29 protein-coding genes, 1 other RNA gene and 2 riboswitches are annotated in these 26,361 nt (G+C 65.9%); of the genes, 17 read left to right on the forward strand and 13 right to left on the reverse strand.

The genetic code is table 11. The features are described 5' to 3' along the window. The first annotated feature begins 2 nt into the window (after nt 1-2). On the forward strand, nt 3-392 hold the full coding sequence (locus BLS40_RS00135) for a hypothetical protein (RefSeq protein ID WP_197672618.1): 390 nt from the start codon (nt 3-5) through the stop codon (nt 390-392). Here the strand turns inward: BLS40_RS00135 and BLS40_RS00140 are convergent. Together BLS40_RS00140 and BLS40_RS00150 are read right to left on the reverse strand one after the other, a co-directional pair. Further along, nucleotides 389-1,291, reverse strand: a complete 903-nt coding sequence (locus BLS40_RS00140; RefSeq protein ID WP_331710851.1) for a cation diffusion facilitator family transporter — start codon at nt 1,289-1,291, stop codon at nt 389-391. The genes BLS40_RS00135 and BLS40_RS00140 overlap by 4 nt on opposite strands. A 144-nt stretch (nt 1,292-1,435) precedes the next feature. Further along, on the reverse strand, nt 1,436-2,653 hold the full coding sequence (locus BLS40_RS00150) for a ThiF family adenylyltransferase (protein ID WP_231908466.1): 1,218 nt from the start codon (nt 2,651-2,653) through the stop codon (nt 1,436-1,438). Between the two features lie 41 nt (nt 2,654-2,694). Here BLS40_RS00150 and BLS40_RS00155 point away from each other — a divergent pair, with 41 nt between their 5' ends. Then, a complete protein-coding gene (locus BLS40_RS00155; RefSeq protein WP_092147161.1) occupies nt 2,695-4,500 on the forward strand; it encodes a BCCT family transporter in 1,806 nt (601 codons plus the stop codon). Here the strand turns inward: BLS40_RS00155 and BLS40_RS00160 are convergent. From BLS40_RS00160 to thiO, 3 genes are read right to left on the reverse strand one after another with little or no spacing between them, the layout of a single operon-like run. Further along, nucleotides 4,497-5,276 (reverse strand): thiazole synthase, encoded by a 780-nt coding sequence (locus BLS40_RS00160; RefSeq protein ID WP_092147164.1) that lies wholly within the window; start codon nt 5,274-5,276, stop codon nt 4,497-4,499. The two genes, BLS40_RS00155 and BLS40_RS00160, sit on opposite strands and share 4 nt — an antisense overlap. A gap of 5 nt (nt 5,277-5,281) precedes the next feature. Continuing rightward, a complete protein-coding gene (gene thiS / locus BLS40_RS00165) occupies nt 5,282-5,491 on the reverse strand; it encodes a sulfur carrier protein ThiS (RefSeq protein ID WP_092147167.1) in 210 nt (69 codons plus the stop codon). Further along, nucleotides 5,488-6,582, reverse strand: a complete 1,095-nt coding sequence (gene thiO, locus BLS40_RS00170) for a glycine oxidase ThiO (protein WP_092147170.1) — start codon at nt 6,580-6,582, stop codon at nt 5,488-5,490. The genes thiS and thiO overlap by 4 nt, the downstream gene beginning before the upstream one ends. Nucleotides 6,583-6,705: 123 nt before the next feature. Between thiO and BLS40_RS00175 the strand changes: the two genes are divergently transcribed. Continuing rightward, nucleotides 6,706-7,080, forward strand: a complete 375-nt coding sequence (locus BLS40_RS00175; RefSeq protein WP_092147173.1) for an ectoine synthase — start codon at nt 6,706-6,708, stop codon at nt 7,078-7,080. 122 nt (nt 7,081-7,202) lie between these two features. Continuing rightward, nucleotides 7,203-8,438: an Nramp family divalent metal transporter gene (locus BLS40_RS00180; protein ID WP_231908462.1), complete on the forward strand. Its 1,236-nt coding sequence runs from the start codon at nt 7,203-7,205 to the stop codon at nt 8,436-8,438. Nucleotides 8,439-8,441: 3 nt separating this feature from the next. Here BLS40_RS00180 and BLS40_RS00185 read toward each other — a convergent pair whose 3' ends face one another. The 5 genes from BLS40_RS00185 to thiC all read right to left on the reverse strand — a co-directional run bounded on the left by BLS40_RS00185 (nt 8,442) and on the right by thiC (nt 13,711). Continuing rightward, on the reverse strand, nt 8,442-8,882 hold the full coding sequence (locus BLS40_RS00185; protein WP_092147176.1) for a GNAT family N-acetyltransferase: 441 nt from the start codon (nt 8,880-8,882) through the stop codon (nt 8,442-8,444). A gap of 10 nt (nt 8,883-8,892) precedes the next feature. Continuing rightward, nucleotides 8,893-10,062 (reverse strand): MFS transporter, encoded by a 1,170-nt coding sequence (locus BLS40_RS00190; protein WP_092147179.1) that lies wholly within the window; start codon nt 10,060-10,062, stop codon nt 8,893-8,895. A 5-nt stretch (nt 10,063-10,067) separates the two neighbouring features. Beyond that, the gene (locus BLS40_RS00195) at nt 10,068-10,727 is read right to left on the reverse strand and encodes a thiamine phosphate synthase (protein WP_092147182.1); all 660 of its coding nucleotides are present in this window, start codon (nt 10,725-10,727) and stop codon (nt 10,068-10,070) included. Continuing rightward, nucleotides 10,720-11,949, reverse strand: coding sequence for a DUF418 domain-containing protein (locus BLS40_RS00200; RefSeq protein ID WP_092147185.1), 1,230 nt, complete (start codon nt 11,947-11,949; stop codon nt 10,720-10,722). The genes BLS40_RS00195 and BLS40_RS00200 overlap by 8 nt, the downstream gene beginning before the upstream one ends. A gap of 22 nt (nt 11,950-11,971) precedes the next feature. After that, nucleotides 11,972-13,711 carry a phosphomethylpyrimidine synthase ThiC gene (gene thiC, locus BLS40_RS00205; protein WP_092147188.1) on the reverse strand — a complete coding sequence of 580 codons (1,740 nt, stop codon included), beginning with the start codon at nt 13,709-13,711 and terminating at the stop codon, nt 11,972-11,974. Further along, nucleotides 13,710-13,826: riboswitch (TPP riboswitch) on the reverse strand. Its footprint overlaps the gene before it by 2 nt. Nucleotides 13,827-13,948: 122 nt before the next feature. On the opposite strand from thiC, the gene BLS40_RS00210 reads away from it, so the two are divergent. Next, nucleotides 13,949-14,722, forward strand: coding sequence for a S1 family peptidase (locus tag BLS40_RS00210; RefSeq protein ID WP_231908467.1), 774 nt, complete (start codon nt 13,949-13,951; stop codon nt 14,720-14,722). Here BLS40_RS00210 and hisN read toward each other — a convergent pair. Genes hisN through BLS40_RS00225 form a run of 3 tightly spaced genes read right to left on the reverse strand, consistent with a single transcriptional unit; the run spans nt 14,709 to nt 16,629 of the window. Then, nucleotides 14,709-15,497 carry a histidinol-phosphatase gene (gene hisN, locus BLS40_RS00215; RefSeq protein ID WP_092147191.1) on the reverse strand — a complete coding sequence of 263 codons (789 nt, stop codon included), beginning with the start codon at nt 15,495-15,497 and terminating at the stop codon, nt 14,709-14,711. The genes BLS40_RS00210 and hisN overlap by 14 nt on opposite strands. Further along, nucleotides 15,490-16,305, reverse strand: coding sequence for an inositol monophosphatase family protein (locus BLS40_RS00220; protein WP_092147194.1), 816 nt, complete (start codon nt 16,303-16,305; stop codon nt 15,490-15,492). The genes hisN and BLS40_RS00220 overlap by 8 nt, the downstream gene beginning before the upstream one ends. Before the next feature lie 9 nt (nt 16,306-16,314). Then, nucleotides 16,315-16,629, reverse strand: coding sequence for a DMT family transporter (locus BLS40_RS00225; RefSeq protein WP_092147197.1), 315 nt, complete (start codon nt 16,627-16,629; stop codon nt 16,315-16,317). 11 nt (nt 16,630-16,640) lie between these two features. Then, nucleotides 16,641-16,709, reverse strand: a riboswitch (guanidine-III (ykkC-III) riboswitch). Between the two features lie 10 nt (nt 16,710-16,719). Between BLS40_RS00225 and prfB the strand changes: the two genes are divergently transcribed. From prfB to BLS40_RS00285, 12 genes are all read left to right on the forward strand, one after another. Further along, complete coding sequence (gene prfB / locus BLS40_RS00230) at nt 16,720-17,817, forward strand: peptide chain release factor 2 (protein ID WP_092147200.1); 1,098 nt, start codon at nt 16,720-16,722, stop codon at nt 17,815-17,817. A gap of 21 nt (nt 17,818-17,838) precedes the next feature. Further along, nucleotides 17,839-18,531, forward strand: a complete 693-nt coding sequence (gene ftsE / locus BLS40_RS00235; RefSeq protein ID WP_092147203.1) for a cell division ATP-binding protein FtsE — start codon at nt 17,839-17,841, stop codon at nt 18,529-18,531. Next, nucleotides 18,532-19,434 carry a permease-like cell division protein FtsX gene (gene ftsX, locus BLS40_RS00240; RefSeq protein WP_092147206.1) on the forward strand — a complete coding sequence of 301 codons (903 nt, stop codon included), beginning with the start codon at nt 18,532-18,534 and terminating at the stop codon, nt 19,432-19,434. A gap of 21 nt (nt 19,435-19,455) precedes the next feature. Beyond that, nucleotides 19,456-19,947, forward strand: coding sequence for an SsrA-binding protein SmpB (smpB, locus tag BLS40_RS00245; protein ID WP_092147209.1), 492 nt, complete (start codon nt 19,456-19,458; stop codon nt 19,945-19,947). After that, nucleotides 19,944-20,591 carry an SDR family oxidoreductase gene (locus BLS40_RS00250; protein ID WP_092147212.1) on the forward strand — a complete coding sequence of 216 codons (648 nt, stop codon included), beginning with the start codon at nt 19,944-19,946 and terminating at the stop codon, nt 20,589-20,591. Before smpB ends, BLS40_RS00250 begins: the two co-directional genes overlap by 4 nt. Nucleotides 20,592-20,634: 43 nt before the next feature. Beyond that, nucleotides 20,635-21,016, forward strand: a transfer-messenger RNA (tmRNA) gene (gene ssrA, locus BLS40_RS00255). A gap of 199 nt (nt 21,017-21,215) precedes the next feature. Further along, complete coding sequence (locus BLS40_RS00260) at nt 21,216-21,437, forward strand: hypothetical protein (RefSeq protein ID WP_092147215.1); 222 nt, start codon at nt 21,216-21,218, stop codon at nt 21,435-21,437. A 9-nt stretch (nt 21,438-21,446) separates the two neighbouring features. Then, the gene (locus tag BLS40_RS00265; RefSeq protein ID WP_092147218.1) at nt 21,447-22,436 is read left to right on the forward strand and encodes an LLM class oxidoreductase; all 990 of its coding nucleotides are present in this window, start codon (nt 21,447-21,449) and stop codon (nt 22,434-22,436) included. Nucleotides 22,437-22,563: 127 nt separating this feature from the next. Then, nucleotides 22,564-23,559 (forward strand): siderophore ABC transporter substrate-binding protein, encoded by a 996-nt coding sequence (locus BLS40_RS00270; RefSeq protein ID WP_092147221.1) that lies wholly within the window; start codon nt 22,564-22,566, stop codon nt 23,557-23,559. Continuing rightward, the gene (locus tag BLS40_RS00275; RefSeq protein ID WP_092147224.1) at nt 23,559-24,533 is read left to right on the forward strand and encodes an ABC transporter permease; all 975 of its coding nucleotides are present in this window, start codon (nt 23,559-23,561) and stop codon (nt 24,531-24,533) included. The genes BLS40_RS00270 and BLS40_RS00275 overlap by 1 nt, the downstream gene beginning before the upstream one ends. Beyond that, a complete protein-coding gene (locus tag BLS40_RS00280) occupies nt 24,526-25,539 on the forward strand; it encodes an iron chelate uptake ABC transporter family permease subunit (protein ID WP_092147227.1) in 1,014 nt (337 codons plus the stop codon). Before BLS40_RS00275 ends, BLS40_RS00280 begins: the two co-directional genes overlap by 8 nt. Continuing rightward, nucleotides 25,536-26,291: an iron ABC transporter ATP-binding protein gene (locus tag BLS40_RS00285; protein ID WP_092147230.1), complete on the forward strand. Its 756-nt coding sequence runs from the start codon at nt 25,536-25,538 to the stop codon at nt 26,289-26,291. The genes BLS40_RS00280 and BLS40_RS00285 overlap by 4 nt, the downstream gene beginning before the upstream one ends. Nucleotides 26,292-26,361 lie beyond the last annotated feature (70 nt).

A 26,361-nucleotide genomic window follows, 5' to 3' on the forward strand; every position in this document is an offset into this window, starting at 1 on the left:
GGGTGGAACTTTCCATCGACGGGCGCGCGGTCGAGTTCTCTGAGCGCTACACCTGGTACGGCACCATGTACTCTGACGTGCCGAACTTCGCGGCCGTGATTGGCTACATCAACCACTCGTGGACGGTGCGCTCGGACATGACGGCGAAGATGATCGCGCGCATCCTGCGCCGCCTGCGCGCCAGCCAATCGACATCGGTCACCCCGGTCACCCCGGCGACGGTGGGCGAGGGCAGACCGTACATGGACATGCAGTCCGGCTACCTGTCGCGCGCAGCGGCCGTGATGCCGAGGTCGACGCAGAACTACCCGTGGTCAGCCAAGCAGAACGTGCTCGAGGACACCTGGAACACCTCCCGCGCGCGCCTTGACGACGGCCTGGTCTGGTCCTAGATCCAGTTGAACTCCACGTCGGTCTCGGTGCCCAGCGGCTCGACGTGCACCACCGTCGTCGCGCCCCCGAGCGTGCCGTCGATGCCCTCTTCGATCATGTCCGCGTACTCGTGGGAGCGATCCACGCTCCACTGGCCCGGCACCTGCATGACCACGTTGACGAAACGCTCCCGGCCGAAGGCGGCGGTGCGCACGTCGGTGAACTCCACGCCGTGATCTACGGAGAACTCATCGAGGAATGCTTTGATGGCAAGTCGCTCGTCTTCCGGCAAGGCCTCCGAGAGCAGGCTGATGAAGGAGTTTTTCAGCAGCATGTACCCGGTGAACAGGATGTTGACGCCCACCGCCAGGGCAATGAGCGGGTCGAGGATTTCCCAGCCGGTCAGCCATACGAGCACGATGCCCGCGATAACGCCCACGGTGGTCCACACGTCGGTTAGCAGGTGGTGGCCGTCGGCGCCCAGCGTCACCGAGCGGTACTTCCTGCCAGCGCGAACCAGCGCCATGCCGACGCCGAGGTTGAATCCGGCGGCGAGCGCGGAGAGGACCAGGCCCACGCCAGCCTGCTCGATGGGCTGGGGCTCAATCAGGCGCTGCACCGCGGTGTAGAAGATCGCTACCGCGGCCAGCAGGATCATCGAACCTTCTACCTGGGCGGAGAAATACTCCGCTTTGGAGTGCCCGAAGTTGTGGTTTTCATCGGCGGGTTTCGCCGCGACTTTAAGCGCGATAAGGCCGACGACAGCTGCCACCAAATTGATGAGAGACTCGATTGCGTCGGACAAAAACCCCACGGACCCGGTGACCCAGGCGGCGGCGAGTTTGAGCGCAATCGTTGCCACGGAGACTGCGATGGACAACCACATGAACCGCTCGAGCAGCTTCTGTTCATCAATCACAAGACGGTTGTCCTTCCCTGTGGCCCCAGTCCTCTACACCTGGCGGGCATGGATATGAGTCGCTGGATCATCGCAATCGCAGGCGCCGTTGTCGGAGCGCTGTTCTTCGGCTGGCTGCTGCAGATGCTGGGCGTAACCGGCATTTTATACACGGTGCTCGTGCTCATCGGCTCGGCCGTCACATCCTCGCTGGCCGGCACCTTGTTCAAGCCCCGCTAAAACGACGCGACCTGGCAATTCTATCCCGTGCCTGTTTGCCCCGCCGGGCAGGCTCGTCAGCGTGATACCGCGACGTCGAGCAAGCTCAGAGAAATGCTCCACAAAGCGCTTGGAGCGCGAGCCGGCGGCGCAGTAGACCACCACGTCACAATCGCGCGGCAGCGCATGCAGCAGGGTTCGTGCCGCCTCCGGGTCAGCCTCCCACACGCTCGTCGGCAGGTGGTGGGTTGCGCCCGGGATGTCGGAGATCGCCTTTTCGTGGCCTTCCCGCACGTCCAGCCCGAGGGCCTCGCCGCGAGCGAGCCTGTCTAGCAGCGCGCGTGCCGACGCCCCCTCCACCTCGCAGGCGCCGACACCTGCCGCGTCGTAGGTTCCGAAACCCGTCACAAGGTCTCGCGCCGGATCGCGGGCGACGTCGAAGGTGCGGATTGTTGCGCTCAGCGCGTCGTACATCCGTAGCCTACCCACCACTGACTCGCCGACGCCGGTGATGAATTTGATCACTTCGGTCGCCATCAGCCCACCGACAACGCTGGTGGTCACCCCGAGCACTCCCGCGGTGGCGCAGTCGGGCACCGAGTCCGCGCCGGGCTGGGTGGGGTAGAGGTCGCGCAGACCCGCCCCGTCGGCCGGCGCGCCGGGGCCGCTGAACCACAAGGCGACGTCGCCGCGGTAGCGCAGCACCGAGCCCCAGACGAGGGGTACGCCGGCAATTTCGGCGGCGTCGGCGGCGAGGAACTTGGTGGCGAAGGTGTCGGAGCCGTCGACAAGCACGTCGACACCCGGGAGCAGGCCCAGCGCGTTGTTGTCGCTGAAGCGGCCGTTGATGCAGTTCAGCTCGATGCCGGGCTGCAGTGCGCGGAGTCGCTCGGCCGCGACGTCCACTTTCGCGCGGCCCACGTCGTCGGCGCCGAAGAGAATCTGACGGTGGATGTTGCTTAAGTCCACGGTGTCGTCGTCGATCACGGTGATGCGCCCGATTCCCGTAGCGGCCAGGGTTTGCATCAGCGGGCAGCCCAGCCCCCCGGCGCCGATGACAAGGACGTGGGCGTTGTGCAGCGCCGTTTGCTGCTCGAGGCCGAACCCGGGCAGGTTCATCTGGCGGGCGGTGCGGCGAAGTTCGTGGTGGGGCAGGTCAGGCATATCTCCCACACTATTGAAGTGACGCGCTACACTGCGCACCCATGTCGACGAACACATCCGTTAAAAAGCGTGGGTTGCAGTCCGACCCGCTGATTTTCTACACCTCCGTGGGCTTCATCGCCCTGTTCGTCGGGCTGACCGTCATCTTCGGCGACCGCGCCCGCCAGGCATATTCGGCGATCTCGACCGCGCTGATGAACAATTTCTCCTGGTTCTACATCGGCGGCGTGTCCATGGTCCTGGTGTTCCTGATCGTGGTGTTCGTGTCCAAGTACGGCAACCTGCGGCTTGGTGACGATGACGACGAGCCCGAATACACCCTGCCCGTCTGGTTCGCGATGCTCTTCGCCGCCGGGATGGGCGCGACGCTGTTGTTCTGGGGCGCGGCCGAGCCGCTGCACCACGCCTACAATCCCCCGCGCGGTGACTTCGAACCGATGAGCCGCGAGGCCATCAATCAAGCTTTCGAGTTCACCTACTACCACTTCGGTATCCACATGTGGGTGATTTTCACCCTGCCTGGCCTGGCCATGGGCTACTTCAGCTACAAGCGCAAGATGCCGGCGCGTCTGTCGTCGCTGTTCGCCCCGCTGCTGGGCTCGCGCGTGTACGACTGGCCGGGCAAGCTTATCGACGCCTCCGGCATCATCGGCACCGTCTTCGGCATCGGCGTCTCGGTCGGCCTGGGTGTGCTGCAGATTTCCGCTGGCATGAACATCATGTGGGGCGTGCCGCTTGTCACCCCGGTCCAGCTGGGCATCATCCTCGCGATTACTGTCGCCGCGTGCCTGTCGGTGGCCTCCGGCTTGGACAAGGGCATCAAGATCCTGTCCAACCTCAACATCGCCGCGACCGTCGTCCTCATGGTGTTTGTGCTGCTGGCCGGACCGACGCTGAAGTTGATTGGGCAGGTCACCGAGTCCTTCGGCATCTACGCCAACTCGCTTCCGGAGCTAATGTTCTGGGTCGATTCCTACAACGACAACCCGGGCTGGCACGCGACGTGGACCGCGTTCTACTGGGCGTGGACGATTTGCTGGGCGCCGTTCGTGGGCATGTTCTTCGCCCGCATCTCTAAGGGCCGCACGGTGCGCGCGTTCATCGGCGGCACTTTGCTCCTGCCGACGACCTTCGACCTCATCTGGTTTTCCATTTTCGGCCGCGCCGCGACCGAGATCGAGACGGCCAACCCGGGCGTGCTCACCGGTCCCGTGGTGGAGCAGGGTGATACTCCGCGGGCGCTGTTCACGCTGCTGTCCCAGTACCCGCTCTACGGCATCGTGGGAACGGTGGCTCTGATTGTCATCATTTTGTACTTCGTCACCTCGATGGACTCCGCCGCGATGGTGATGGACATGTTCGCCTCCGGTGAGGAGAACAAGACGCCGACGTATTACAAGGTCGGCTGGGTCGTGGCCATCGGCGTGGTCACTGCGGCCCTGTTGTTTATCAACGACACCGGCATCCAGGCGCTGCAGGAAGTCGTGATCATTATCGCGCTGCCGTTCTTCATCCTCTACTTCTTCATCATGTTCGCGCTACTCAAGGCGATGAACGACGACTCCGCCGCGCGCCGCCGCGTCCGTACCCGCCAGTGGGACAAGACCGACAGCGCCGAGAAGCTGGAAGAGGCGGAGAACCGCCCCGCGCCGGGTTATGACGCAGAAGGCAACGAGATTGCCCGTCCCGAGCTGGAGTACGACCTGGAGGAGGGCGGCTGGAAGCTGTCGGAGTCGCTCATCATCGAAGGCGACCTCGCCATCGGCGGCGAGGTGGACCAGGACTGGAGCGGGGAATCAGAACCGGCGTTTACGATCGTCGACGAGGAAACCCCGAAGCGCCGTTAGAGCACCTGGTCGGCCCAGCTCGCCAGGCCCTCGAAGCTTGACGACGCCACCGCGTGCTCGCGTTTCGGAATCCGCCCGGCCCCGGCCGCCAACGCTCCGGCCTCGACTGCCAGGCGCATTGCGTTGGCCATCGCCTCCGGGTCCTGGCTGCGGTTGATGGCGCTGGCCAGCAGAACGCCGGAGCAGCCGAGTTCCATGGCGAGCGCGGCGTCGGAGGCCGTGCCGACGCCAGCGTCGATGAGCACGGGCACCTCGGCGCGCGAACAGATCAGCTCGATGTTGTGCGGGTTGAGGATGCCCAGCCCGGTGCCGATCGGCGACCCGAGCGGCATCACCGCCGCCGCGCCGATGTCCTCGAGGCGTTTTGCCGCCACCGGGTCGTCCGAGGTGTAGGCGAGCACGGTAAAGCCGGCGTTGATGAGCATCTCGCAGGCGTCGACGGTCTCCACCACGTCGGGCAGCAGCGTGCGGTCGTCGGCGATGACTTCGAGCTTGACCCAATCCGTATGCAGTGCGTCGCGGGCGAGCTCGGCGGTGATCACCGCGTCGCGCGCGGTTTTGCAGCCCGCCGTGTTCGGCAGTGGCGCGATACCGAGTCGGCGCAGCAAGTCGAAAACCGACTCACCGCTGCCGCCGGCGGAGTGGCGGCGCATCGCGACGGTCGTCAGCTCCGTGCGGGAGGCAACCAGGCAGCGCTCGAGCATGTCCATCGAGCTCGCGCCGCCGGTGCCCATGATGAGGCGGGAGGAAAACTCCCGGCCAGCGATAGTAAGCACCTGCCCTAGCCCCCCTGGACTGCGGTGAGGATGTCCACGCGCGCCCCGTCGGCAAGCTGCGTCGACTCCCACTTCGAGCGCGGGACGACGGCCGAGTCGATTGCGACGGCGGTGCCGGCGTCGGGAACATCGCCGAGCACCTCACGCACGAGCTCGCTGACCGTCGCCGCATCGGTGTCTCGCGCGGTGTCGTTGACCAAAATGTTTCTGCTCATTGTGTCCTCCTGTGGCGCATCGGGTCGCATGCACTCAAGTCTAGGCAGGGCTTTTGCTTCTCGACGAGCTCCGCTGCGCACCGCGCCGCCAGCGCCGCCAGCAAAATCCCGTGGCGGAAGTACCCGGTGCTGACAACCACGCGCTCGCTAACACGCCCGAGGTAGGGCAGATCGTCCGGCGTGGCGGGCCGGGCGCCCGCGCCGGCCTCGATGAAATCGCAGTCCTCAATGCCGGGCAGAATCTCAATCGCGTCGCGCAGAAGCTGGTACACGCCCTGGGCTTGCGCGTTTGCGCGGCCGTCCTCGCGGCTGGTTGCGCCCACGGTCAGCGTCGCATCCTCGCGCGGGATGACGTAGATCGCCCTGCCCTCCACCACACCGCGGACCACCCTGGTGGCGAGCGGGTCAAGGTGTTTCGGGGCCCGGAGCTGCAGGATATCGCCGTAGACCGGGCGCAGCTGCAGCGGGTTTTTGTCCCCCTCGTCCCACCCGGAGATGTCTTTCGCGCCGAGGCCGGCGGCGATGACTACCTGCTGGTGCGCAAGATCGGAAACGTCAGTGACCTGCTCGCGCACGAAACTCACCCCGGCGTTGGTGCAGGCGTCGATAAGCGCGCGCGTCAACAGCCGCGGCCTGACCTGGTGATCGCCGCTGCTGAGCACCGCCGAGGACAGCGCGGGAGACAGTGCGGGTTCCAGCGCCCGGGCCTGGCGCACCGTGAGGCGCTGCGCGTGCACCCCGCGGGCGTGCTGGTAGCTGAGCAGATCGTCCAGAAAGGTGCTGTCGGCGCGGTCGCGAGCAACCACGAGGGTGCCCTCGGTGCGGTAGCCCGTCGGCAGGTCGGAGTACTTCCGGCACAACGCGATCAGCTCCGGGTAGCGGCTGGCTGAGGCCTGCATCAGCGGTAGAAGCGGGTCTTGCTTGTACACCACCTCTGAAGCCGGCGCGAGCATTCCGCCCGCGTAGTGGGAGGCGCCGCGGGCTGGTGCAGGGTCGTAGACGGTGACCGAATGGCCGCGATCTGCCAGGGTTAAGGCGGTGCTCAACCCGATGATTCCCGCGCCGATGACGGCGGTTGGCGTGCCAGACATGGTTCCATTGTTCCACACGAGGGGGGCGGAATCCGGCTCGCGCCCGAGCGCGCGAGGTTGGAGTTTACGTAGGGTTGAAAGGTGTAACGCAATCGCCAACACGTAAATCTTGAGGAGGATTTCATGTTCACCAGGTCTCGCAACGATGTGGAAAAGGTTGAGTGGGGCGGAGGGACCTCCGAGCGCGTGCTCACCGCGAAGGACAATATGGGTTTCGCGGTGGCGCACACCGTGGTGCGCGCGGGCACCGAGTCCAAGCTGCAGTACCGCAACCACCTGGAGGCGTGCTACTGCATCGGCGGCTCCGGTGAGGTTGAAGACACCGAGGGCAACATCTACCCGATCACGCCGGGCACCATCTACGTGCTCGACGAGCACGACGCCCACTACCTGCGCGGCGGCAAGGACGAGGATCTGATCCTGGTCAGCATCTTCAACCCGGCGATCACCGGCGACGAGAAGCACACCTTAAGCGAGGACGGGTTCAGCTCCTACTAAAGGCATCTCTGTGAGGCGCTAGGGAGACAGGTAGTGAAATGCACCCCGCGGGGTAGCGCGACAGTACTAAGCTGTCACCAACGTGATGTAACTCACATTCATAGGCGGATTCGAGGTACGCGATGTCCACTGTTGAAACCACCACAGCGCCACAGCGTAAGTCCGGCATGTTTGGGCCGGGGCTGCTCATCGCGGCATCGTTCATCGGCCCGGGTACGGTCACCACAGCCACGGTGACCGGCGCGAGCTACGGCTACGCGCTCGTCTGGGCGATTGTTTTCTCCATCGTGGCAACGATCATCCTGCAGGAAATGTCTGTGCGTCTCGGACTCGCGGCTCGCCTCAGCACCGGCGAAGCGCTGCGCCAGACGTTTAATTCGCAGATTGTGAAGTGGCTGATGATCGTCCTGGTCGTTTCCGCGATCGGAATCGGCGGCGCTGCGTACGCCGGGGGCGACACGACGGGAACCTCGCTCGCGATCGCCAGCGTGACGGGGTGGTCGCAAGTGCTGCTCTCCGTCGGGGTGGCCGCGGTGGTGCTGGCCTTGCTGCTTTCGGGAAGCTACGCGCTTTTGGAAAAGGTGATGACGGTACTCGTGGGCATCCTGGCGCTGACCTTCGTGATCACGGCCATCAGTGTGGGGCCCGACCTCGGGGACATGCTGCGCTCCACCTTCATGCCCAGCGTGCCGGACGGCGCTGTTCTCTCCGCGGTCGCGCTTATCGGCACGACGGTCGTTCCCTACAACGTCTTCTTGCACTCCAACCTGGTGCAGGAAAAGTGGGGAGACGAGCCGCGGGACCCCGCACTGAAGAAGGCGCGGATAGACAACGTTGTTTCCATCAGCCTCGGTGGTTTGATCACGCTGGCGATCGTCGCAACGGCCGCTGCGACGATGTTTGCGCAAGGACTTCAGGCGGAATCCGCCGCCGACCTCGCCGAGCCGCTTCGCCCGATGCTTGGCGACGCCGCCCCGTGGCTGCTCGCAATCGGCCTGTTCGCCGCGGGCATGACCTCCGCTGTCGCCGGTCCAATGGGCGCGGCGTACGCGATCTGCGGCGTCATGGGCTGGCCCACGGACATGAAGAGCCAGCGCTTCCGCGCCATCGTGGTGGTCGTGGTCCTGTGCGGCGCGGCGATCGCGATCTCCGGGTTCAACCCGATCCAGGTCATCATCCTCGCCCAGGCCGCGAACGGCATCTTGTTGCCCGTCATCGCGTTTTTCCTTCTGATCACGATGAACAACAAGCGTCTGCTGGGCGAGCACGCGAACTCGCTGGTGGGAAACATCGTCGGCGGGCTGATCTTCCTGATCACACTCGTCCTCGGCGGTCTATCGCTCGCCGACCTGTTCTAACTGTCAGCGCCGCAGCCGCATCATCACGTGCGGGATGCCGGCATCAAGGAATTCCTCGCCCTCGGCGACGAAGCCGAAGCCGGTGTAGTAACCCACCAGCCCGGATTGGGCCTCGATAACAAGGCCGCCGGAGAATCGCTGGGTGTAGGCGATGCCGGTGCGCACGATCTCATGGCCGAGGCCCGTGCCACGCGCAGCTGGGGCAACGACGAAGCGGCCGAACCGGCTGCCGGAGTCGGTGGGAAACACCCGTGCGCACCCGAGCAGCTCGGCCGGATCCTCATCCGACCACGCCAGAAGGTGGCGGGTGTCCGGGTGCGCGTCAATGTCGTCGATCTCAGCAAACGGGCACTGCTGCTCGACGACGAACACGTCAACGCGAAGCTTGAACAGGGCATGGGTCTGCAGAGCGGTAAGCTGCGCCAGCGGCGAGATCGCAATCATGGCCCCAAGCTTAGGCGCGGGAGAGGTAGCCGGTCTTAATCTGGGTAAAGCGCACGACGGCTGAGGTCAGAGCCAGGGCGGCGAGCACGAGCAGGGGCACCGTCGGCCCGGCCAGCGGCTCCAGCCACTGCAACAGCGGCGGCAGGGCGAATCCGATGTAAGTGCCCACGTAGTAAATGCCGAGGACGCGGCCGCGCGCGTGGAGGGGAGCGTATGTGTCGACGTCGAGAAGCCCGTCGCGCAGGCACAAACCGTACGCCGCACCCAACGCGATAGTCGCTGCGACGAAGGCTGCGAGCGTGGGGTTGGTTCCAGCGAAGCCGGCAATCGCCAGTACCGTCGCGGAGCACAGCGCGCCGATGACGCCGGCGCGCGGGCCCCAGTCGAAGCGCCTGCCCAGAGCCTGGAGCACAAGCGCGGTGCCGAAACCGAGAACGGCGGCGATTCCCGGCATGAACACCCCGGTAGGGAAGTAGTGGGCGACGCGAGCGGCGAGCCCGACAACCGCGGTAGTGATGGAGGCGAAGACCCACACTGCCACCGGCAATGCCGTCGCCAGCGCCTTGGTGGATGAGCGCTGCGCCGGTGCCGCGGCGGGCGCTGGTGCGGGGCCGTCGGGGCCCTGGGTTACCGCGTGGTGGGGTGTGTCGCCGATGACCAGGGAGACCACGATGGCCAGCAGCGACAGAGCGAATTTCACCGCGTAGAGCTCCCAAATCCGCGACTGGGCATAGGCGAAAATTCCGGAGAAGATCGGCCCGAGGGCGAAGCCGGAGGTCAAAAAGATGCCGGCGAGGGTCGCACCTTGCGCGCCGCGGAGCCTCGCCGCCCACGCCGTTCCCGCGCTCACGACAAGTCCGACGCCGAGCCCGACGACGAAGCGGCCCGACAGCAGGGCGGCGGCGCTGTGCGAGAAGGCAAGGCCCAGGTTTCCGAGCGCGGAGACGATCGTGCCCGCAATGACAATCGGGCGGCCTCCGAAGCGGTCGGCGAGGATCCCGCCGGCCAGAAGGCACGGAAACAGACCGGCTGCGTAGATTCCGTAGGCGCCGTTGACCAGCAGCGGCTCGAGGTGCGCGCGCTCTTTAAGGGCCACGAGAACGGCCGCGAAGTGGTTCGCGGCCCATCCTGCCGTGACGAGGAAAAAGATGACGCTGTAGAAAACTTTGCGGCTGGACATGGGGATTAATCTGCTGCGCCGCGTTCGAACTCGGAGAGTACGCGCGCCACGTAGGCGCCGGTGTCCTCGGCGTTCATGATGCCGCGCACCAGAGCGAGCCCGTCGACGCCGGTGGAGGCGAGCTCGGCGGCGTCGTCGACCGTGACATCGCCGATGGCTACGACGGGCACGAGGGACTCGGCGACGAGGGGGCGGTAGCCGTCGACACCGAGTAGCGGCCGGCCCGAGTCCTTCGTCGGGGTGGCGCGAAACGGCCCGGCCCCGACGTAGTCGATGTCTCCAGCTAGTTCATTGGCCGCGCGCACGAGCTGAAGCGTCCCCGTGGTCAGTCCGATGATCGCTTCCGGGCCGAGTAGCCGCCGGGCAACGCGGACGTCGAGGTCGTCTTGGCCGAGGTGGACGCCGTGAACACCCTCGTCGCACAGGGCGAGCGCGACGTCGACGCGGTCGTCGATAAGCACGCGCGTGGCGGGGTTGGCCTCGCGCACCGCGCGGGCGACCTCGCGGCCGAGGGTGTAGAGCTCGCGCGCGGAGATGGGTTTGCTGCGCACCTGGATGACACCGGCTCCGGCGCGCGCGGCGTCTCGCGCGCGGGCGACGATGTCGCGCTCGCTACCGCTCCCGGTGACAAAGTAACAGCGCAGGTCGAGCTCGCACTTAAGCATGTGCGGGCCTCGGTTCGATCGCGCCGGTGCGCCCGTAGGCGATGCGGCGGTGAACCCACTCGAACGGGCCGGGGGTGCGGGTGGCCTCGAGGACGGAGGCAAAAAGCAGCGTGATCAGCCAGACGAGCAGGCCCACCCCGAGCTTGCCGGTGACGTTCGCGTCCAGGCCGAGCCCGAACCCGAACGGAGAAGCGAGGATGATGAACAGCAGCGATTGCGCGAGGTAGCCCGACATGGAGCGCTTGCCCAGCGCGATGAGGGGGTAGGCCCAGCGGGGCGCCGCGTGCGCCTGGGCGGCGCGCTTTTGCATCCCGTTTGTCGCCAGCGCGAACGCGGCGAGGATTCCGGGGCCGGTGAACGGCCCCCAGGACTGGTTGAGGATCCAGAAGAACTCCTCGAGGCCCGGGTCGATCACCCCGATCGCCGCGAGACCCCACGGAAGCCCGAGCAGCAGGGTGATCGCCACGGCGACATAGACCCATTGCCGCAGAATAGCGCGATGCTTATCGACGTTCACCAGGTAACCCTCCGTCGCCCAGACGTAGCCGATGATGCTCAGCCCGGCGAGAGAACCGACCGCGAAGGGGATCGAAGTGAGCATCAGCATCGCCGCGGAAAAGTTGGCGCTGAAATAGTCACCCACGGTTAACAGCTCCGTGGTGGGGGCGCGCATATCGGGCAGGGCCCCGGGCTCGAAGAAGTACACAGCAAAAGCGCCGGCGGTGCCGGTAACGGCGAAAAATCCCAGCAAGATGTAGGCGATCAGGCGCAGCCACTTCGCGCTGACGGTGAACAGTAGAGCCATGAGCACGCCGATGAGCCCATAGGTGAGCATGATGTCGCCGTAGAAAAGCGCGAGCATGTGGATTAGCCCCAGCGCAGCGAGGGTGCCGTAGCGGCGCAGAAGCACCCGGCGCGCGTCGCGCAGCGGGTAGTGCTTGCGGTACAGGCTCGCCACCACGAGCCCGAAGCCGAAGCCGAGCAGCGTGGAAAACATCGGCAGGCCGCGCACGTGAACGAACATTGCGGAGAACACGGCGAAGAAGGCGTCCCACCCGCTCGAGGGGTCGACGCCGCCGAGGGTGTCTCCTGGCGCGCCGGCGCTGGAGGTGCCGGTGGTGATCCAGGCTTGGACCGAGTTGGCTGCGGCGATGCCCAGCAGGGAGACGCCGCGGGCGATGTCGGGGAGGAGCAGCCTCTGCTTCGCGGGTGTTTTGTCCATGCCCATAACCTACTCGGGTGGCTTACTCGGGGAGGTAGACCTGCGAGCCGTGTTCGCGGAAAACATGCGCCATGTGCTGCTCGCCGAGGACGGCGTCGACGGTGGGCATGCCCAGGGATTCGATGGTGTCGCCGAACTCGTCCCGGATGTCCTGGGAGATCCGCATCGAGCAGAACTTCGGCCCGCACATGGAGCAGAAGTGCGCGGTCTTGGCCGGTTCGGCGGGCAGGGTCTCGTCGTGGTAGGCGCGCGCGGTATCCGGGTCGAGGGAGAGCGCGAACTGGTCCTCCCAGCGGAATTCGAAGCGGGCCTTGCTCATCGCGTCGTCCCAGTCCCGGGCGCCCGGATGCCCCTTCGCCACGTCGGCGGCGTGCGCGGCGATCTTGTAGGTGATCACGCCCGTCTTCACGTCGTCCTTGTTCGGCAGGCCGAGGTGCTCCTTCGGGGTGACATAGCACAGCATCGCGGTGCCGCCCGCGGCGATGTTGGCCGCACCGATCGCGGAGGTGATGTGGTCATACCCCGGGGCGATGTCGGTGACTAGGGGGCCAAGCGTGTAGAAGGGCGCCCCGCCGCACCACTCCTTTTCCTTGTCGTTGTTGATCTGGATCATGTCCAGCGGCACGTGGCCGGGGCCCTCGATCATCACCTGGACGTCGAAATCCCAGGCGCGGTGGCACAGCTCGCCGATGGTCTTCAGCTCGGCGAATTGGGCGGCGTCGTTGGCGTCGGCCACCGAGCCGGGACGCAGTCCGTCGCCGAGCGAGAAGGCGACGTCGTAGGCCGCGAAGATCTCGCAGAGCTCGTCGAAGTTCTCGTAAAGGAAGGACTCCTTGTGGTGGGCGAGGCACCAGCCGGCCATAATCGAGCCGCCGCGGGAGACGATGCCCGTGACGCGCCGGGTGGTCAGCGGCACGAACGGCAGGCGAACTCCGGCGTGGATGGTCATGTAGTCCACGCCCTGCTCGCACTGTTCGATGACGGTGTCGCGGAAGATGTCCCAGGTCAAATCCTCGGCAATGCCGCCGACCTTCTCCAGGGCCTGGTAGATGGGCACGGTGCCGATCGGGACGGGGGAGTTGCGGATGATCCACTCGCGGGTGGTGTGGATGTCGTTGCCGGTGGACAGATCCATCACGGTGTCGGCACCCCAGCGGGTTGCCCAGCGTAGCTTGTCCACCTCCTCGCGGATTGATGAGGTCACGGCGGAGTTGCCGATATTGGCGTTGATCTTGGTTAGAAACGCGTTGCCGATGATCATCGGCTCGCTCTCGGGGTGGTTGACGTTGTTCGGGATGATTGCGCGGCCAGCGGCGACTTGCGAGCGCACCTTCTCTACGTCGCAGTGCTCGCGCAGGGCGACGAACTCCATCTCGGGGGTGATTTCGCCGCGGCGGGCGTAGTGCATCTGGGTCACGCGCTTGCCGGGGTGGGCGCGAAGCGGGTTTCGCCTGGCTCCCCGCCACTCCTCGGAGGCGGAGCCGCGCTTGGCGGCCCGTGTGCCGTCGTCAAGCAGGTTGCGTTGGCGCCCGGTGTACTCCTCGACGTCGCCGCGCTCGGCGATCCACGTGCTGCGCAGCGCCGGTAGTCCTTCCTCGGGCTGTGCCCATGGCCCGCGGGTGCGGTAGGTCCGGAAGGGTTCGTTTGGACCGCTTGGCGAGTCGTCGAGTGAGATGGCGGTTTCGGGCACTTCCAGGCCGCCTGCGCGGATCGGCGCGTAGCTGTGCTTGGGGTGGATTTCTTGCGCGTACGAATCGGTCACGAATTGGCTCCTTACTTCCTTCGCTGGTGCTAACCAGGCAGGTTCGAACGGTGCCCGCGCGGCTCCTTCGGCGCGGTCTCGGCCCCTAACCAGTGGGGCGCCCGTGTGAGGTCGTGCGCACCAACCTAGTCGTGGTGGCGCGGTAATGCTATATTGCTGTTACAGAAGTTACGCAAGAGAAAGCGTCATCACATCGTCCGCCGCCTGCTCGCCCCTCTTTTCGCCCTTATCGTTGTCATGGCGGGGGCGGCGCTCGCCCACGCGCAGGAGGACCCGAATTACATCTGGCGCACCGATCCGGTGTCCAAGGTGCTGGCCGGAAAGCCCACGGCTGAACGCGTGCTGCACCGCGTGCCGGGGTCGTTTCACGATGCCGCTCCGATCGCCCCGGAGGCGTGGGACGCGCAGGTCAACCGCGGCAAGGCCCTCTACGGTCCGGGCACTCCCGTCTACATCGACGGCTCGTCAATGTGCACCATCGCCGCCGCCGGCTACGATGCAGCCGGCCGCATGGTCGCCGTCACCGCCGGCCACTGCGACTCCGAGGGTGAGTCGGTGATCTCGGCCGACGCGCTCGGCGTGGGCGTATCCGGCCGCATTGCGGCGGTCAACCGCGCACTGGACTACGCCACCATTGAGCTTTATCACAACGCCGAGGTCAGCCGCACCTACAACGGCGTGACGGTCAACCACCTCGGCGCCGCGCCGCGCGCGTTCGGCCAGGTGGTGTGCAAGTCCGGTTACGCCTCAGCGCAAACCTGCGGTGTGACCTGGATCGATGATGGGGTCACCAACCTCAACCAGGTGTGCGCGATGCAGGGCGACTCCGGCGCGCCCCTGCTCGCCGGCGACTCCCTGGTGGGCATCGTCAACGGCGGCATCATCAACGCGCCCTGCTACTCGCCCTTGCAGGGCCCGATCTTCTCCCCGACATCCTCGGCGCGCTTCGAGGCGATCCTCGCCGCCATGAACAGCGGATCCGCGCCGGGCAGCGGGTTTAGGCTCCCGTAACTTCTTTCAGCACTGCCTCGTGGAGGGCCCCATTGGTCGCGACAGCGTCGCCGCCGTGCGGGCCCTTTTCTCCACTTAACGACGTAAACGTGCCCCCGGCCTCAGAAACCAAAACGGCGAGCGCCGCGAGGTCCCACAGCGACACCTCGGGCTCAAGCGCGATGTCGACCGCGCCCTCCGCGACGAAGCAGTAGCTCAGGAAATCGCCGTAGCCGCGCAGCCGCCAGGTCTTTTCGGTCAAAGCGATGAGGTTGTCGCGCAGGCCGCGCTCCTGCCAGCCTTCCAGAGAGGACATCGACACCGACGCGTCGGACAGGGCGGAGACCTTGGACACGTTCAGGCGCTTCAGCGCGCCCGTGCTGAAGGTGCGCCACGCGCCAGCATCGGCGGAGGCGTACCAACGGCGCGCCAGGGCGGGAGCGGAGATGACGCCGACGACCGGCTGGCCGTCGACAAGCAGGGCGATCAGCGTCGCCCACACCGGCACACCGCGCACGAAGTTCTTCGTGCCGTCGATCGGGTCAATGCCCCACTGCCGACCCTCGATGACCGCCTCGCCGCCGAACTCCTCGCCGAGGACGGCGTCGGCCGGACGCGCGGCCGAAAGCTCAGCGCGCAGCGCCTCCTCGACGGCCAGGTCGGCGTCGGAGACAGGGGTCATATCGGGCTTGGATTCGACGTTTAGGTCGGCCGCTTCGAAGCGCTCGATGGTGATCCCGTCCGCGAGATCCGCAAGTTTGAGTGCGAGGGCGAGGTCGTCAGCGTAGTTAGACATGCTCAGTGAGTTTACCCGCCACCTCGTCGACGATGAGCGGGTTGCCGGCCACGCACCACGTGACGCCACCGGCCTCGACCTTGATCGCGCGCCCGCCGACTGCTTCGACGAGCGCCTTGCCAGGCAGCCAGTCCCAGTCCGCCACGGAGTGCTGCAGCCAGCCGCCGATCCCGCCGGACGCAACCGTGGCCAGATCGAGGGAACCAGCGCCCCACATGCGGATTGTCGCGGCGTCCTTGACCGCGGAGACCCAGACCTTGTGAATCGCCTCGTTACTCATCGAGCGCGGGTGCAAGTAGGTTGCCAGGGCGAGCTGGTCGAGCCCGGCGTCCTCGAGCTGCGGCAGGCGCTCGCCGTTGCGCGTGGCAACCCCGCCGGCCGCAAGCCACGTCGTGGCAAACGCGGGTCGGTGCACCGCGCCGACGAGGATCTCCTCTGGTGCGCCGACCGCGCCGTCGACGAGCGCGAGCGCGGAGCAGAAGTAGTCGGAGCCGCGCGAGAAGTTGTAGGTCCCGTCGACCGGGTCGATCACCCAGGTGCGCCCGCTTGCCGACGCCCGACTCGCCCCCTCCTCGCCCACGACGCCATCATCCGGGCGCAACGCCTCGAGCGCGTCGGCGACGAACTGCTCGGCGGCGCGGTCGGCGTCGGTCACCACGTCGGAGACGGAGGTTTTCTGCTGCGTGGACAGGCCGTCGTCACGCATGCGCAGCGCGAGGTGGCCTGCGTGCTCGACGAGTGCGGCGGCAAGCGTGGCGTCGTCGGAATCGGCATGGGCGGAGATGAAGGCAGCAGTCATGGAGACCATTATTGCGCGTTAGACAACCAGCTTCAGCCCGGCGATGCCGCCGACGACCATGAGCAGGAACGTGACCTTCAGCGGCGTGATCGCTTCTTGCCCCGGTGCAAAGGAGTACACAACCGCGAGCGAGGCGCCGACGCCGACCCACACCGCGTACCCGGTGCCGAGGGGGACGGTGCGCAGCGCCCAGGCCAGTCCCCCCATGGAAATCGCCAGGGCAACGAAGAAGACAACCGCGGGCACCGGGCGGGTCAGGGCCTGCGAGCGGTCCAGAGCGATTGCCCACACCGCCTCGAAAGCGCCGGAGAGGAGCAAAATGATCCATGCCATGGTGCGTACTTTCTGGCCGTCTTGTCGCGTTTCCGGGTGCGGCTCCCTCGTCCGGGGCCCGCGCGAACGCGCAGGCTAGACTTACATGTTATGCAACCGGAGACCTCGACACGCATCCAGAACCTCGATTCGACGCTGACCACCATTGAAAAGGTGATGGACCTCGACGTGCTGGCGGAGCGCGCGCGGGAGCTCGAGCAGCAGGCGGGCGACCCCTCTCTGTGGGACGACCCGGCGCACGCGCAGAAGGTCACCACCGAGCTGTCCAACGTGCAGGCGCGGCTGAAGAAGGTCGCGTCGCTGCGCGAGCGTATCGACGACCTTCCGGTGATGTACGAGCTCGCCGAGGGAGAGGGTGAGCCGGCACTGGTTGATGACGAGCTTTCCGCGCTGGAGGAGGCCGTCGGCTCGCTCGAGGTGCAGACGATGCTCTCCGGCGAGTACGACGAGCGCGAGGCCGTGGTCAACATCCGTTCCGGCGCCGGCGGCGTCGACGCCGCGGACTGGGCGGAGATGCTGATGCGCATGTACACGCGCTGGGCGGAGAAGAGCGGCCACAAGGTCGACGTGTACGACATCTCGTACGCGGAGGAGGCGGGCATCAAGTCCGCCACCTTCGTCGTCCACGGCGAGTACATGTACGGCCAGCTTTCCGTGGAGCAGGGCGCGCACCGGCTGGTGCGCATCTCCCCGTTCGACAACCAGGGCCGCCGGCAGACGTCGTTCGCCGAGGTCGAGGTGCTCCCCGTGGTGGAGCAGACCGACCACATTGACATCCCGGATTCGGACATCCGCGTGGACGTCTACCGCTCCTCCGGCCCCGGCGGGCAGTCCGTCAACACCACGGATTCCGCCGTGCGCATCACGCACCTGCCCACCGGGATCGTGGTGACGTGCCAGAACGAGAAGTCGCAGATCCAGAACAAGGCGTCGGCCTTAAACGTTTTGCAGTCCAAGTTGCTCGAACGCAAGCGCCAGGAGGAGAAGGCGGAAATGGACGCGCTCGGCGCCGGCGGCAACGCCTCCTGGGGCAACCAGATGCGCTCGTACGTGCTGCACCCGTACCAGATGGTGAAGGATCTGCGCACGAACTACGAGGTGGGTGACCCGCAGAAGGTGCTCGACGGCGACATCGACGGCTTCCTCGAGGCCGGCATCCGGTGGCGGATGGCTGACACCGGACAGTAACGCGCGGGTAGGGTGTGACGGGTGATTACATTCGCCAACGTCACCAAGGTCTACCCGACGTCGACCCGGCCCGCGCTGGACGACGTCTCCTTCGAGATAGAAAAAGGGGAGTTCGTCTTCCTCATCGGCCCGTCCGGCTCAGGCAAGTCGACGTTCCTCGAGCTGATGATCCGCGAAGAAAACGTCACCAGCGGCGACATCCACTTCGGCGACTTCCACGTCAACGCGCTCAAGGGAAGCGAGATCAATAAGCTGCGCCAGTCCATCGGCTACGTCTTCCAGGACTTCCGCCTGCTGCCCAAGCTCAACGTGTACGACAACGTCGCCTTCGCCCTCGAGGTCACGGGCAAGCCGAAAGCCAAGATCACCAAACTCGTCCCGCAGGCCCTCGAACTGGTCGGCCTCGACGCCAAGGCCAACCGCTACCCCCACGAGCTCTCCGGAGGCGAGCAGCAGCGCGTGGCCATCGCGCGCGCGTTCGTCGATAAGCCCCCGCTCGTGCTTGCCGACGAACCCACCGGCAACCTGGACCCCGCAACCGCAGACGAGATCATGGCGCTTTTAACCCGCATCAACCGTTTCGGTTCGACGGTGATTATGTCCACCCACAACGCGCGCGCCGTCAACGACATGCGCCAGCGCGTGATGGAGCTGAACCTAGGCAAGCTGGTGCGCGACGAGAAGCACGGCATCTACGGAACGGAGGCACGCTAGATGAACTGGGGATTTGTCGCCCGCGAGGCCATGCGCGGCCTCGGGCGGAACCTGACCATGACCATCGCGCTGATCATCACCACCGCGCTCTCGCTCATGCTCGTCGGCGCCGGGATCATGATCTCGCAGGCCACGTCCGAGACGAAGGACCTCTACCTCGACCGCGTCGAGGTGATGATCGAGCTCGACGAGAACATCTCGGCCAACGACACCGACTGCTCCTCGGCGGAGTGCCGCGAGGTGCGCGACCGCCTCCAGGCCAGCGACGGCGTGGAGCAGGTGACCTTCCGCTCGCGGCAGCAGTCGTATGAGCGCTTCGTCGAGCTGTTCCAGGACACCGAGCCCGACCTCGTGCGCGAGACCACCCCGGACGCGCTGCCGGCCGCGCTCCACGTGCGCCTGAGCGACCCCGCCGACACCCGGCCGGTGGAGCAGGTCGCCGACATGCCGCAGGTAACCGTCATCACCGACCAGGCCGACACCGTTCGCGAGGCCGCCGGCACCATGGACACCTTCCGCAACGTCACCTTCGTCGTCGCCGCGGCGCAGGCGCTCGCGGCATTGTTCCTCATCACCAACATGGTGCAGCTGGCGGCGTTTAACCGCCGAGAACAGATCGGCATCATGCGCATGGTGGGCGCGTCGCGCTGGTTCACCCAGGCGCCGTTCGTGGCCGAGGCCGTGGTGTCGGTCCTCGTGGGCGGGATCCTCGCCACACTCGGTGCGTGGCTGGGCAAGCGCTTCCTTGTCGACCCGATGCTGGGGGACCTCTACGCCTCCCAGCTCATCGCCCGCGTGCCCGATTCCGCGGTGCTCACCGTCATGCCGCTGGTCACCCTCGTGGCCATGGTGCTCGGCGGGATCGCCGCCCAGGTGGCACTGCGTTCCTACGTGAGGAAGTAGCCGGGTAAACTCGACCCGACTATGGCGAAGAAGAAAAAGAACACAACCTCCGGGGGCGTCATCGCGACGAACCGGAAGGCTCGCCACGACTACACCATCCTGGACACCTGGGAGACGGGCATCGTGCTCGTCGGCACGGAAATCAAGTCGTTGCGCGAAGGCAAGGCCAGCCTGGTCGAAGCCTTCGCGACCATCGACAACGGTGAAGTGTGGCTGCGCAACCTGCACATTCCGGAGTACTCGATGGGATCGTGGACGAACCACTCGCCCCGGCGCACGCGCAAGCTGCTCATGCACCGCCGCGAGATCGACTCGCTCGAGGGCAAGCTTCGCGACGGCAACCGGACCCTCGTGCCCCTCTCCATGTACCTTAAAGACGGGAAAGCGAAGGTGGAGCTGGGGCTCGCGCAGGGCAAGCAGGACTACGACAAGCGCCAGGCCATCAAGCGCCGCACCGAGGACCGCGAGATCGCGCGGGACCTAGGCCAGAAGTTCAAGGGGATCAAGGCGTGAAAAAGGCACTGGTGACGGGAGCGTCGCGCGGGATCGGCCGCGCTATTGCGCAGGAACTCGGCCGCGACCACCACGTACTCGTGGGGGCGTCTGCTGACGCTTCGGGGGTCGTCGACACGCTCCCGAGCGCGGAGCCCTTCGAGGTGGACCTGCGCAACCCGGAGGCGATCGCGGCCGCGTGCGCGGGCGTCGACGAGCTCGACGTGCTCGTCCACGCCGCCGGCATCTACCCCAAGGGGCCTTTCGACGAGCTCACGGCGCAGGAGTGGCGCGAGGGCTTCGAGGTCAACTTTTTCGCTGGCGTGACGCTGGTGCGCGAGCTTCTGCCCGCTTTGCGACGCTCCCGGGGCCTCATCGTCACCATCAACTCCGGCGCCGGGTTGCGCGGCCTGGAAAACGGCAGCATCTACTGCTCCACGAAGTACGCGCTGCGGGGATTCACCGACACCCTGCGCCTGGAGGAGCAGGGTCGGGTGCGGGTGACCTCGCTGCACCCGGGGCCGACCGATACCGACATGATTGCCGGCGACACCCGCGCCAAGATGGATCCGGTCGATGTGGCCAAGGCGGTGCGCCTCGCCGTCGATGCCGGCCCCGACACCGTGATCGACTTCCTGCGGATCACCCCCTTGCGCACATCCTGAGCGCTGAGTAGGGTTAGGGATCCTACGTTTCTTCGTAGTTTTTGGGGTTGATTATGGTTTCGACTTCATTGACCAAGCCAGGGGAAGCGTGCCGGTGCAGGCTGGAGACCACCGTGAGCGTCGCAGCAAACAATAAACGCAGAGAAGAACTCTCAGCGTGACTACGCCCTCGCTGCCTAAGAGCTAGCGACCGCGTGTCTGTCAGGTCGGGCCTGTTCCCGTCCCGGTACCTGGCATCGACTTAGGGGACTTGCCCAAGGGCCGTGTCAGTGCGGCCCGCGGGGACTTTCCACACTGGCTGGGCCCGCCATCCGGACATGTTCGCCTGATCCGGAGGGCCGAGTAGAGGCGTAGCGCGGACTGCGCACGGAGAAGCCCTGGCGCGGTGATGAAGGACCCGGGTTCAATTCCCGGCAGCTCCACCGAGAGGCTAGAGCCCCGGACCGGTTACGGTTCGGGGCTTTTTCTCTGCGCGTTCTCTGCCTGCGTGCATTGCCTGTTCGACCGGAATGCGTGATTGGGTCGATTTTTGGGGCCGAAACCCCCTTCCGGTCGAACACGAACCCTGGCACGAGCCGGTAAAGTGATGCACGTCACCGATTCCGCACCCAGAAAGGCCCCACCATGCGCGTAGAAGCGATCGAGATCACCCAGCACGAGGGCGACACCCTCTACTTCCGCACCACCCACCCCGAAACGGGCGAGGACCGCGTCGCTCAGCTGCGCGAGGCCATCGACGCCGGCACCGAGTTCACCGCCGAGGACCTCCTCGGCCGTGAGTTGACGGTGCACCCGGACAACATCGCCTCCTGGGAGGAGCGCGAAGTGGAGGATTCCGCGCTGTAGGCTGCGGATATGGCTGAGACCAACCCGCTTTTTCAACTTTCCACCGCGCCGTATACGCAGCTTCCCGGCTTCACCAGGACATTCCGCCAGGGCGAGCTCACCGTCGGGCTGAGCCTGCCGATCGAGGCAAACGCGGAGGAGAGCCCGCAGGATTCGCTCGAAAACCAGGTGCGCCTGGTCCGCATGGCGGAGGACGCCGGGTTCGCCGCGGTGTGGGTGCGCGACATTCCGCTGCGCGTGGAAACGTTCGGGGACGTCGGCCAGGTGTGGGACCCCTGGATGTACCTGTCGTATCTGGCCGCGCACACGTCGCGGATCGCGCTGGGCACGGCGGCGATCGTCGTGCCGTTCCAGCACCCTCTGCTCATGGCCAAGCGTGCCGCCACGCTCGACCGACTCTCCGGCGGCAGGTTCCTGTTCGGCATCGCCACGGGGGACCGGCCGGAGGAGTTTCCGGCCTTTGGCCAGGACCGCGGGACCAGGGGGGACGTCATGGCGGAGCACCTCCGTGTCTACCGCGAGGCGCTGACCACAAGCTACCGGCCGATCAGATGGTCGGGCGGGAAGATGGGCGGGTCCGACGTGGTGCCTAAGCCGTGCGCCCGGGAGGTGCCGCTGCTGGCCACGGGCTCGCTGCAGCAGACGATGGAGTGGCGTGCGGAGCACACGCACGGGTGGCTGATGTACCACAAGGGTCTGGACGTGCAGAAGGTGAACGTGCGGAATTGGAACGCGAGCGTCGAGGCGCTCGGCGGCGGGTGGAAGCCGTTCGCGGAGTCGCTCTGGCTGGACATCCACCCCGACCCCGACGCGCCGGCGGAGGGCCACACCTTCGGCTACCGGCTCGGCCGCAACGCGCTGATCCGTTTGCTGAGGGCGCAGCGCGAGATCGGGGTGAGCCACGTGATGGTGAATTTCCGTATTTCGGACCGCAGCGCCGAGGAGCAAATGGAGGAGTTCGCAACCCACGTTTTGCCCGCTATTACCCCCGCTGGATGATTTAAGAAACACTTGTGTAATGTAATTCTATGTCAGGGCGGGGGTAAGGGTTGGCTAACTTGCCCCCTGCCCGTATTTTTACCTAGGTAACCCTTACCTAATTTTTCGACATGAAAGGAAACGGAACGTGACCCGTTTCAGCGCACGCGCACTCGCGGCCACCGTGGTGGCCGCCGCCTCCCTCGCACTCGCGTCCTGCTCCACCAGCGAGCAGGAGACCACGACCTCCACCGCCGCCGCGGAATCCCAGACGGTGACTGTGGAGGACAACGAGGGTGTGAAGGAAGTTCCGAGCCCCGCACAGCGCGTCGTCGCGCTGGACAACCGCTCGTTCGAGATCCTCGACACCTGGGGCATCGAACCCGTCGCAGCCCCCCGCGCCCTCGTGCCCGTGACCATCCCCGGCATCGGCGACAACGAGAACATCGTCGACATCGGCAACCACCGCGAGCCGAACCTCGAGGCCATCGTCGCCGCCGAGCCCGACCTGATCGTCTCCGGCCAGCGCTTCCAGCAGCACGACGCCGACATTGAGAAGCTCGTCCCCGACGCCGTGCTGGTCGACTTCGAGCCGCGCGACGGTGAGCCCTTCGACAAGGAGCTCATCCGCCAGACCGAGGCTCTCGGCGAGATCTTCGGCAAGCAGGACGAGGCGCAGAAGCTTGTCGACGACTTCACCAACGCCCTCCAGCGAGCCAAGGACGCATACAACCCCGAGCAGACCGTCATGGCCGTCAACGTCTCCGGCGGCGAGATCGGCTACGTCGCCCCGACGATCGGTCGCACCTGGGGCCCGCTGTTCGACCTGATCGGCATGAAGCCGGCGCTCGAGGTGCAGAACGCGACCAACGACCACCAGGGTGACGACATCTCGGTGGAGGCCATCGCCGCTTCCAACCCCGACTGGATGCTCATCCTCGACCGCGACGCGGGCACCCGCACCGACGAGGGATCCCCGGCCGCGATGAACGTGATCAAGGACTCCGCCCCGCTGCAGAACGTGAACGCAGTCAAGGACGACCGCGTCTATGTTTCCCCGTCGGACACCTACACCAACGAGTCCATCATCACCTACACTGAGATCCTCAACGAGCTCGCAGACAAGTTCGAGGCCGCCAAGTAATGCCGCAGACCACCGCCACCACCCGCCCGGCACTTCTCAACTGGAAGTTCCTGGCGGGTGTCGGTGTTGTCGCCGGGCTCCTGTTCGCGTCGCTGGCGGTGGGGCAGTACGACATTCTCGGCAACTCAGACGGCTGGGCGATGTTCCAGACCACCCGCGTGCCGCGCACCGTGGCGCTCGTCCTGGCCGGCGCGGCCATGGCGATGAGCGGGTTGATCATGCAGATGCTCACCCAGAACCGCTTCGTCGAACCCACAACCACGGGCACGACGGAGTGGGCGGGCCTGGGCCTGTTGGCCACTATGGTGTTCGCGCCCAATGCGTCAGTCCTCGTACGGATGATCGTCGCGGTCGCCTTCGCCTTCGTGGGCACGATGGTGTTCTTCGCTTTTTTGCGCCGGGTGACCCTGCGTTCCAGCCTCATCGTGCCCATCGTGGGCATCATGCTCGGGGCCGTGGTTAGCTCGGTGTCCACCTTCTGGGCGCTGCAGACGCAGCTGCTGCAGTCGCTGGGCGTGTGGTTCGCCGGGTCGTTCACCAGCGTCATCGCCGGCCAGTACGAGGTGCTGTGGATCGTCCTGTTCGTGGTCGTGGCGGTGTTCTTCTACGCGGACAGGCTCACCGCGGCCGGCCTCGGCGAGGACGTGGCCACGAATATCGGCCTGAATTACAACCAGATCGTGCTCGTCGGCACCTCCATGGTGGCGATTGCGGCCGGGGTGGTCACCGTCGTGGTGGGGAACCTGCCGTTTTTGGGGCTCATCGTGCCCAACATCGTCTCCATGGTCCGCGGCGACGACCTGCGCTCCAATCTGCCCTGGGTGTGCCTGCTCGGCATCGGGATCGTCACCGTGTGCGACCTTCTGGGGCGCACCGTGATCGCGCCGTTTGAGATGCCGGTATCCGTCATCCTCGGCGTTGTCGGCGCTGTCGTGTTCATCGCGCTCATTGTCAGGCAGGTTCGTCGTGGGTAGCACTGCACGGAATGTCGGGGCGTTTCAGACGTCGAAAAGCAAGCGGCGCTACTTCGTCGCTTTGGCCGGGCTGGCTGCACTCGCGCTGCTGTTTACAGCGGGTCTTCTCGCCTACGGCAACCCCGTCGAATTTGGCACCCGCGCCTACTGGCTCATCGCGGAGCGCCGGATGGACGCCGTCACGGCGATGGCGGTGGTCGCCGTGTGCCAAGGCGTGGCGACGGTCGCGTTCCAGACGGTTACCGGCAACCGGATCCTCACGCCCTCGATCATGGGGTTCGAGTCCCTCTACGTGGTGATCAACACGGCCACGGTGTACTTCCTCGGGGCGACGGGCCTGCTCAGCGCCCGCACGCTGGAGATGTTCGTGCTGCAGCTCGCGCTCATGGTCGGGTTGTCGCTGCTGCTGTACACGTGGCTGCTGGCGGACAACGCCGCCAACCTGCACGCGATGCTGCTCGTCGGCATCGTCATCGGGGGAGGGCTCGCGAGCGTATCGACGTTCATGCAGCGCATGCTCACGCCCAGCGAGTTCGACGTGCTCAGCGCCAGACTCTTCGGCTCCGTCAACAACGCCAACCCCGACTTTTACCCGGTGGCCATCCCGCTGGTCGTCGTGGCGGTGACGCTGGTCATGCTCAACTCGCGCCGGCTCAATGTGCTCTCGCTCGGCCGCGACGTGGCGGTGAACCTCGGGGTGAGCTTCCGCAAGCACGCGATCTACACCCTTGTTCTCGTCTCGGTGCTCATGGCCGTGTCGACGGCGTTGGTCGGGCCGATGACGTTCCTGGGGTTCCTCGTGGCCACGCTCGCGTACCAGTTCACCGACACGTACGACCACCGCTACATCTTCCCGATGGCTATCCTGTTGGGCTACGTGGTGCTCACCGGTGCGTACTTCATCATGAACCACGTGTTTTACGCCCAGGGCGTGGTGTCCATCATCATCGAGCTGGTGGGCGGCATCACCTTCCTGGTCGTCGTCTTGAGAAAGGGGCGCATGTGATTACGCTTACTGACGTCCGCAAGGCCTACGGCGACGATGTCGCCATCGGGCCCGTCAACCTGCAGATTCCCTCGGGCGGGATCACCGCGCTCGTCGGCCCGAACGGCGCGGGCAAATCCACCCTGCTCACCATGATCGGGCGCCTGCTCGCCATTGACGAGGGCACCGTCCAGATCGGGACCATGGATGTGACCGACACCAAGTCGAAGGACCTGGCCAAGGTCATTTCCATCCTGAAGCAGGAGAACCACTTCGTCACCCGGCTCACCGTGCGCCAGCTCGTCGGGTTCGGGCGCTTCCCCTACTCGCGGGGCAGGCTCACGGCGCAGGACGAGGAGATCATCACCAAATACATCGACTTCCTCGGGCTGTCCGCGTTGGAGAACCGCTACCTGGACCAGCTGTCGGGAGGGCAGCGGCAGCGCGCATACGTAGCCATGGTGCTGTGCCAGGAGACCGATTACGTGCTTCTCGACGAGCCCCTGAACAACCTGGACATCGCCCACTCCGTCGAGATGATGAAGCACCTATACGACGCCGCCCACGACCTGGGCCGGACCATCATCATCGTGCTGCACGACATTAACTTCGCCGCCCGGTACGCCGACTTCATCTGCGCGGCCAAAGACGGGCAGATCGCGGCCTTTGGCACGCCGGCGGAGATCATGAGGGACGACCTGCTCACGGAGATCTTCAACACCGAGGTAAAGGTCATCGAGGGGCCGCACGGACCCATCGCCACGTACCACTAAGCATTTATGCCCTGTGGCCAGGTGATTTGTGTTGTGTGGTGGGTGGGGTTAATGTTCTTTCTCGCTGCCG

It is taken from the genome of Corynebacterium mycetoides (assembly GCF_900103625.1).
In the GTDB taxonomy this organism is placed as follows: Bacteria; Actinomycetota; Actinomycetes; order Mycobacteriales; family Mycobacteriaceae; genus Corynebacterium; species Corynebacterium mycetoides.

What these genes read in the sequence shown, in the direction of transcription:
- smpB (WP_092147209.1), top strand. Translation starts at nt 19,456, where the DNA reads ATGGCGAAGAAGAAAAAGAACACAACCTCCGGGGGCGTCATCGCGACG.
- BLS40_RS00275 (WP_092147224.1), top strand. Translation starts at nt 23,559, where the DNA reads ATGCCGCAGACCACCGCCACCACCCGCCCGGCACTTCTCAACTGGAAG.
- BLS40_RS00150 (WP_231908466.1), bottom strand. Translation starts at nt 2,653, where the DNA reads ATGCCTGACCTGCCCCACCACGAACTTCGCCGCACCGCCCGCCAGATG.
- BLS40_RS00180 (WP_231908462.1), top strand. Translation starts at nt 7,203, where the DNA reads ATGTCCACTGTTGAAACCACCACAGCGCCACAGCGTAAGTCCGGCATG.
- BLS40_RS00195 (WP_092147182.1), bottom strand. Translation starts at nt 10,727, where the DNA reads ATGCTTAAGTGCGAGCTCGACCTGCGCTGTTACTTTGTCACCGGGAGC.
- prfB (WP_092147200.1), top strand. Translation starts at nt 16,720, where the DNA reads ATGCAACCGGAGACCTCGACACGCATCCAGAACCTCGATTCGACGCTG.
- BLS40_RS00175 (WP_092147173.1), top strand. Translation starts at nt 6,706, where the DNA reads ATGTTCACCAGGTCTCGCAACGATGTGGAAAAGGTTGAGTGGGGCGGA.
- BLS40_RS00210 (WP_231908467.1), top strand. Translation starts at nt 13,949, where the DNA reads ATGGCGGGGGCGGCGCTCGCCCACGCGCAGGAGGACCCGAATTACATC.
- ftsX (WP_092147206.1), top strand. Translation starts at nt 18,532, where the DNA reads ATGAACTGGGGATTTGTCGCCCGCGAGGCCATGCGCGGCCTCGGGCGG.
- BLS40_RS00260 (WP_092147215.1), top strand. Translation starts at nt 21,216, where the DNA reads ATGCGCGTAGAAGCGATCGAGATCACCCAGCACGAGGGCGACACCCTC.
- BLS40_RS00225 (WP_092147197.1), bottom strand. Translation starts at nt 16,629, where the DNA reads ATGGCATGGATCATTTTGCTCCTCTCCGGCGCTTTCGAGGCGGTGTGG.
- BLS40_RS00265 (WP_092147218.1), top strand. Translation starts at nt 21,447, where the DNA reads ATGGCTGAGACCAACCCGCTTTTTCAACTTTCCACCGCGCCGTATACG.
- thiS (WP_092147167.1), bottom strand. Translation starts at nt 5,491, where the DNA reads ATGAGCAGAAACATTTTGGTCAACGACACCGCGCGAGACACCGATGCG.
- thiO (WP_092147170.1), bottom strand. Translation starts at nt 6,582, where the DNA reads ATGTCTGGCACGCCAACCGCCGTCATCGGCGCGGGAATCATCGGGTTG.
- BLS40_RS00220 (WP_092147194.1), bottom strand. Translation starts at nt 16,305, where the DNA reads ATGGTCTCCATGACTGCTGCCTTCATCTCCGCCCATGCCGATTCCGAC.
- hisN (WP_092147191.1), bottom strand. Translation starts at nt 15,497, where the DNA reads ATGTCTAACTACGCTGACGACCTCGCCCTCGCACTCAAACTTGCGGAT.
- BLS40_RS00185 (WP_092147176.1), bottom strand. Translation starts at nt 8,882, where the DNA reads ATGATTGCGATCTCGCCGCTGGCGCAGCTTACCGCTCTGCAGACCCAT.
- BLS40_RS00200 (WP_092147185.1), bottom strand. Translation starts at nt 11,949, where the DNA reads ATGGACAAAACACCCGCGAAGCAGAGGCTGCTCCTCCCCGACATCGCC.
- BLS40_RS00190 (WP_092147179.1), bottom strand. Translation starts at nt 10,062, where the DNA reads ATGTCCAGCCGCAAAGTTTTCTACAGCGTCATCTTTTTCCTCGTCACG.
- BLS40_RS00155 (WP_092147161.1), top strand. Translation starts at nt 2,695, where the DNA reads ATGTCGACGAACACATCCGTTAAAAAGCGTGGGTTGCAGTCCGACCCG.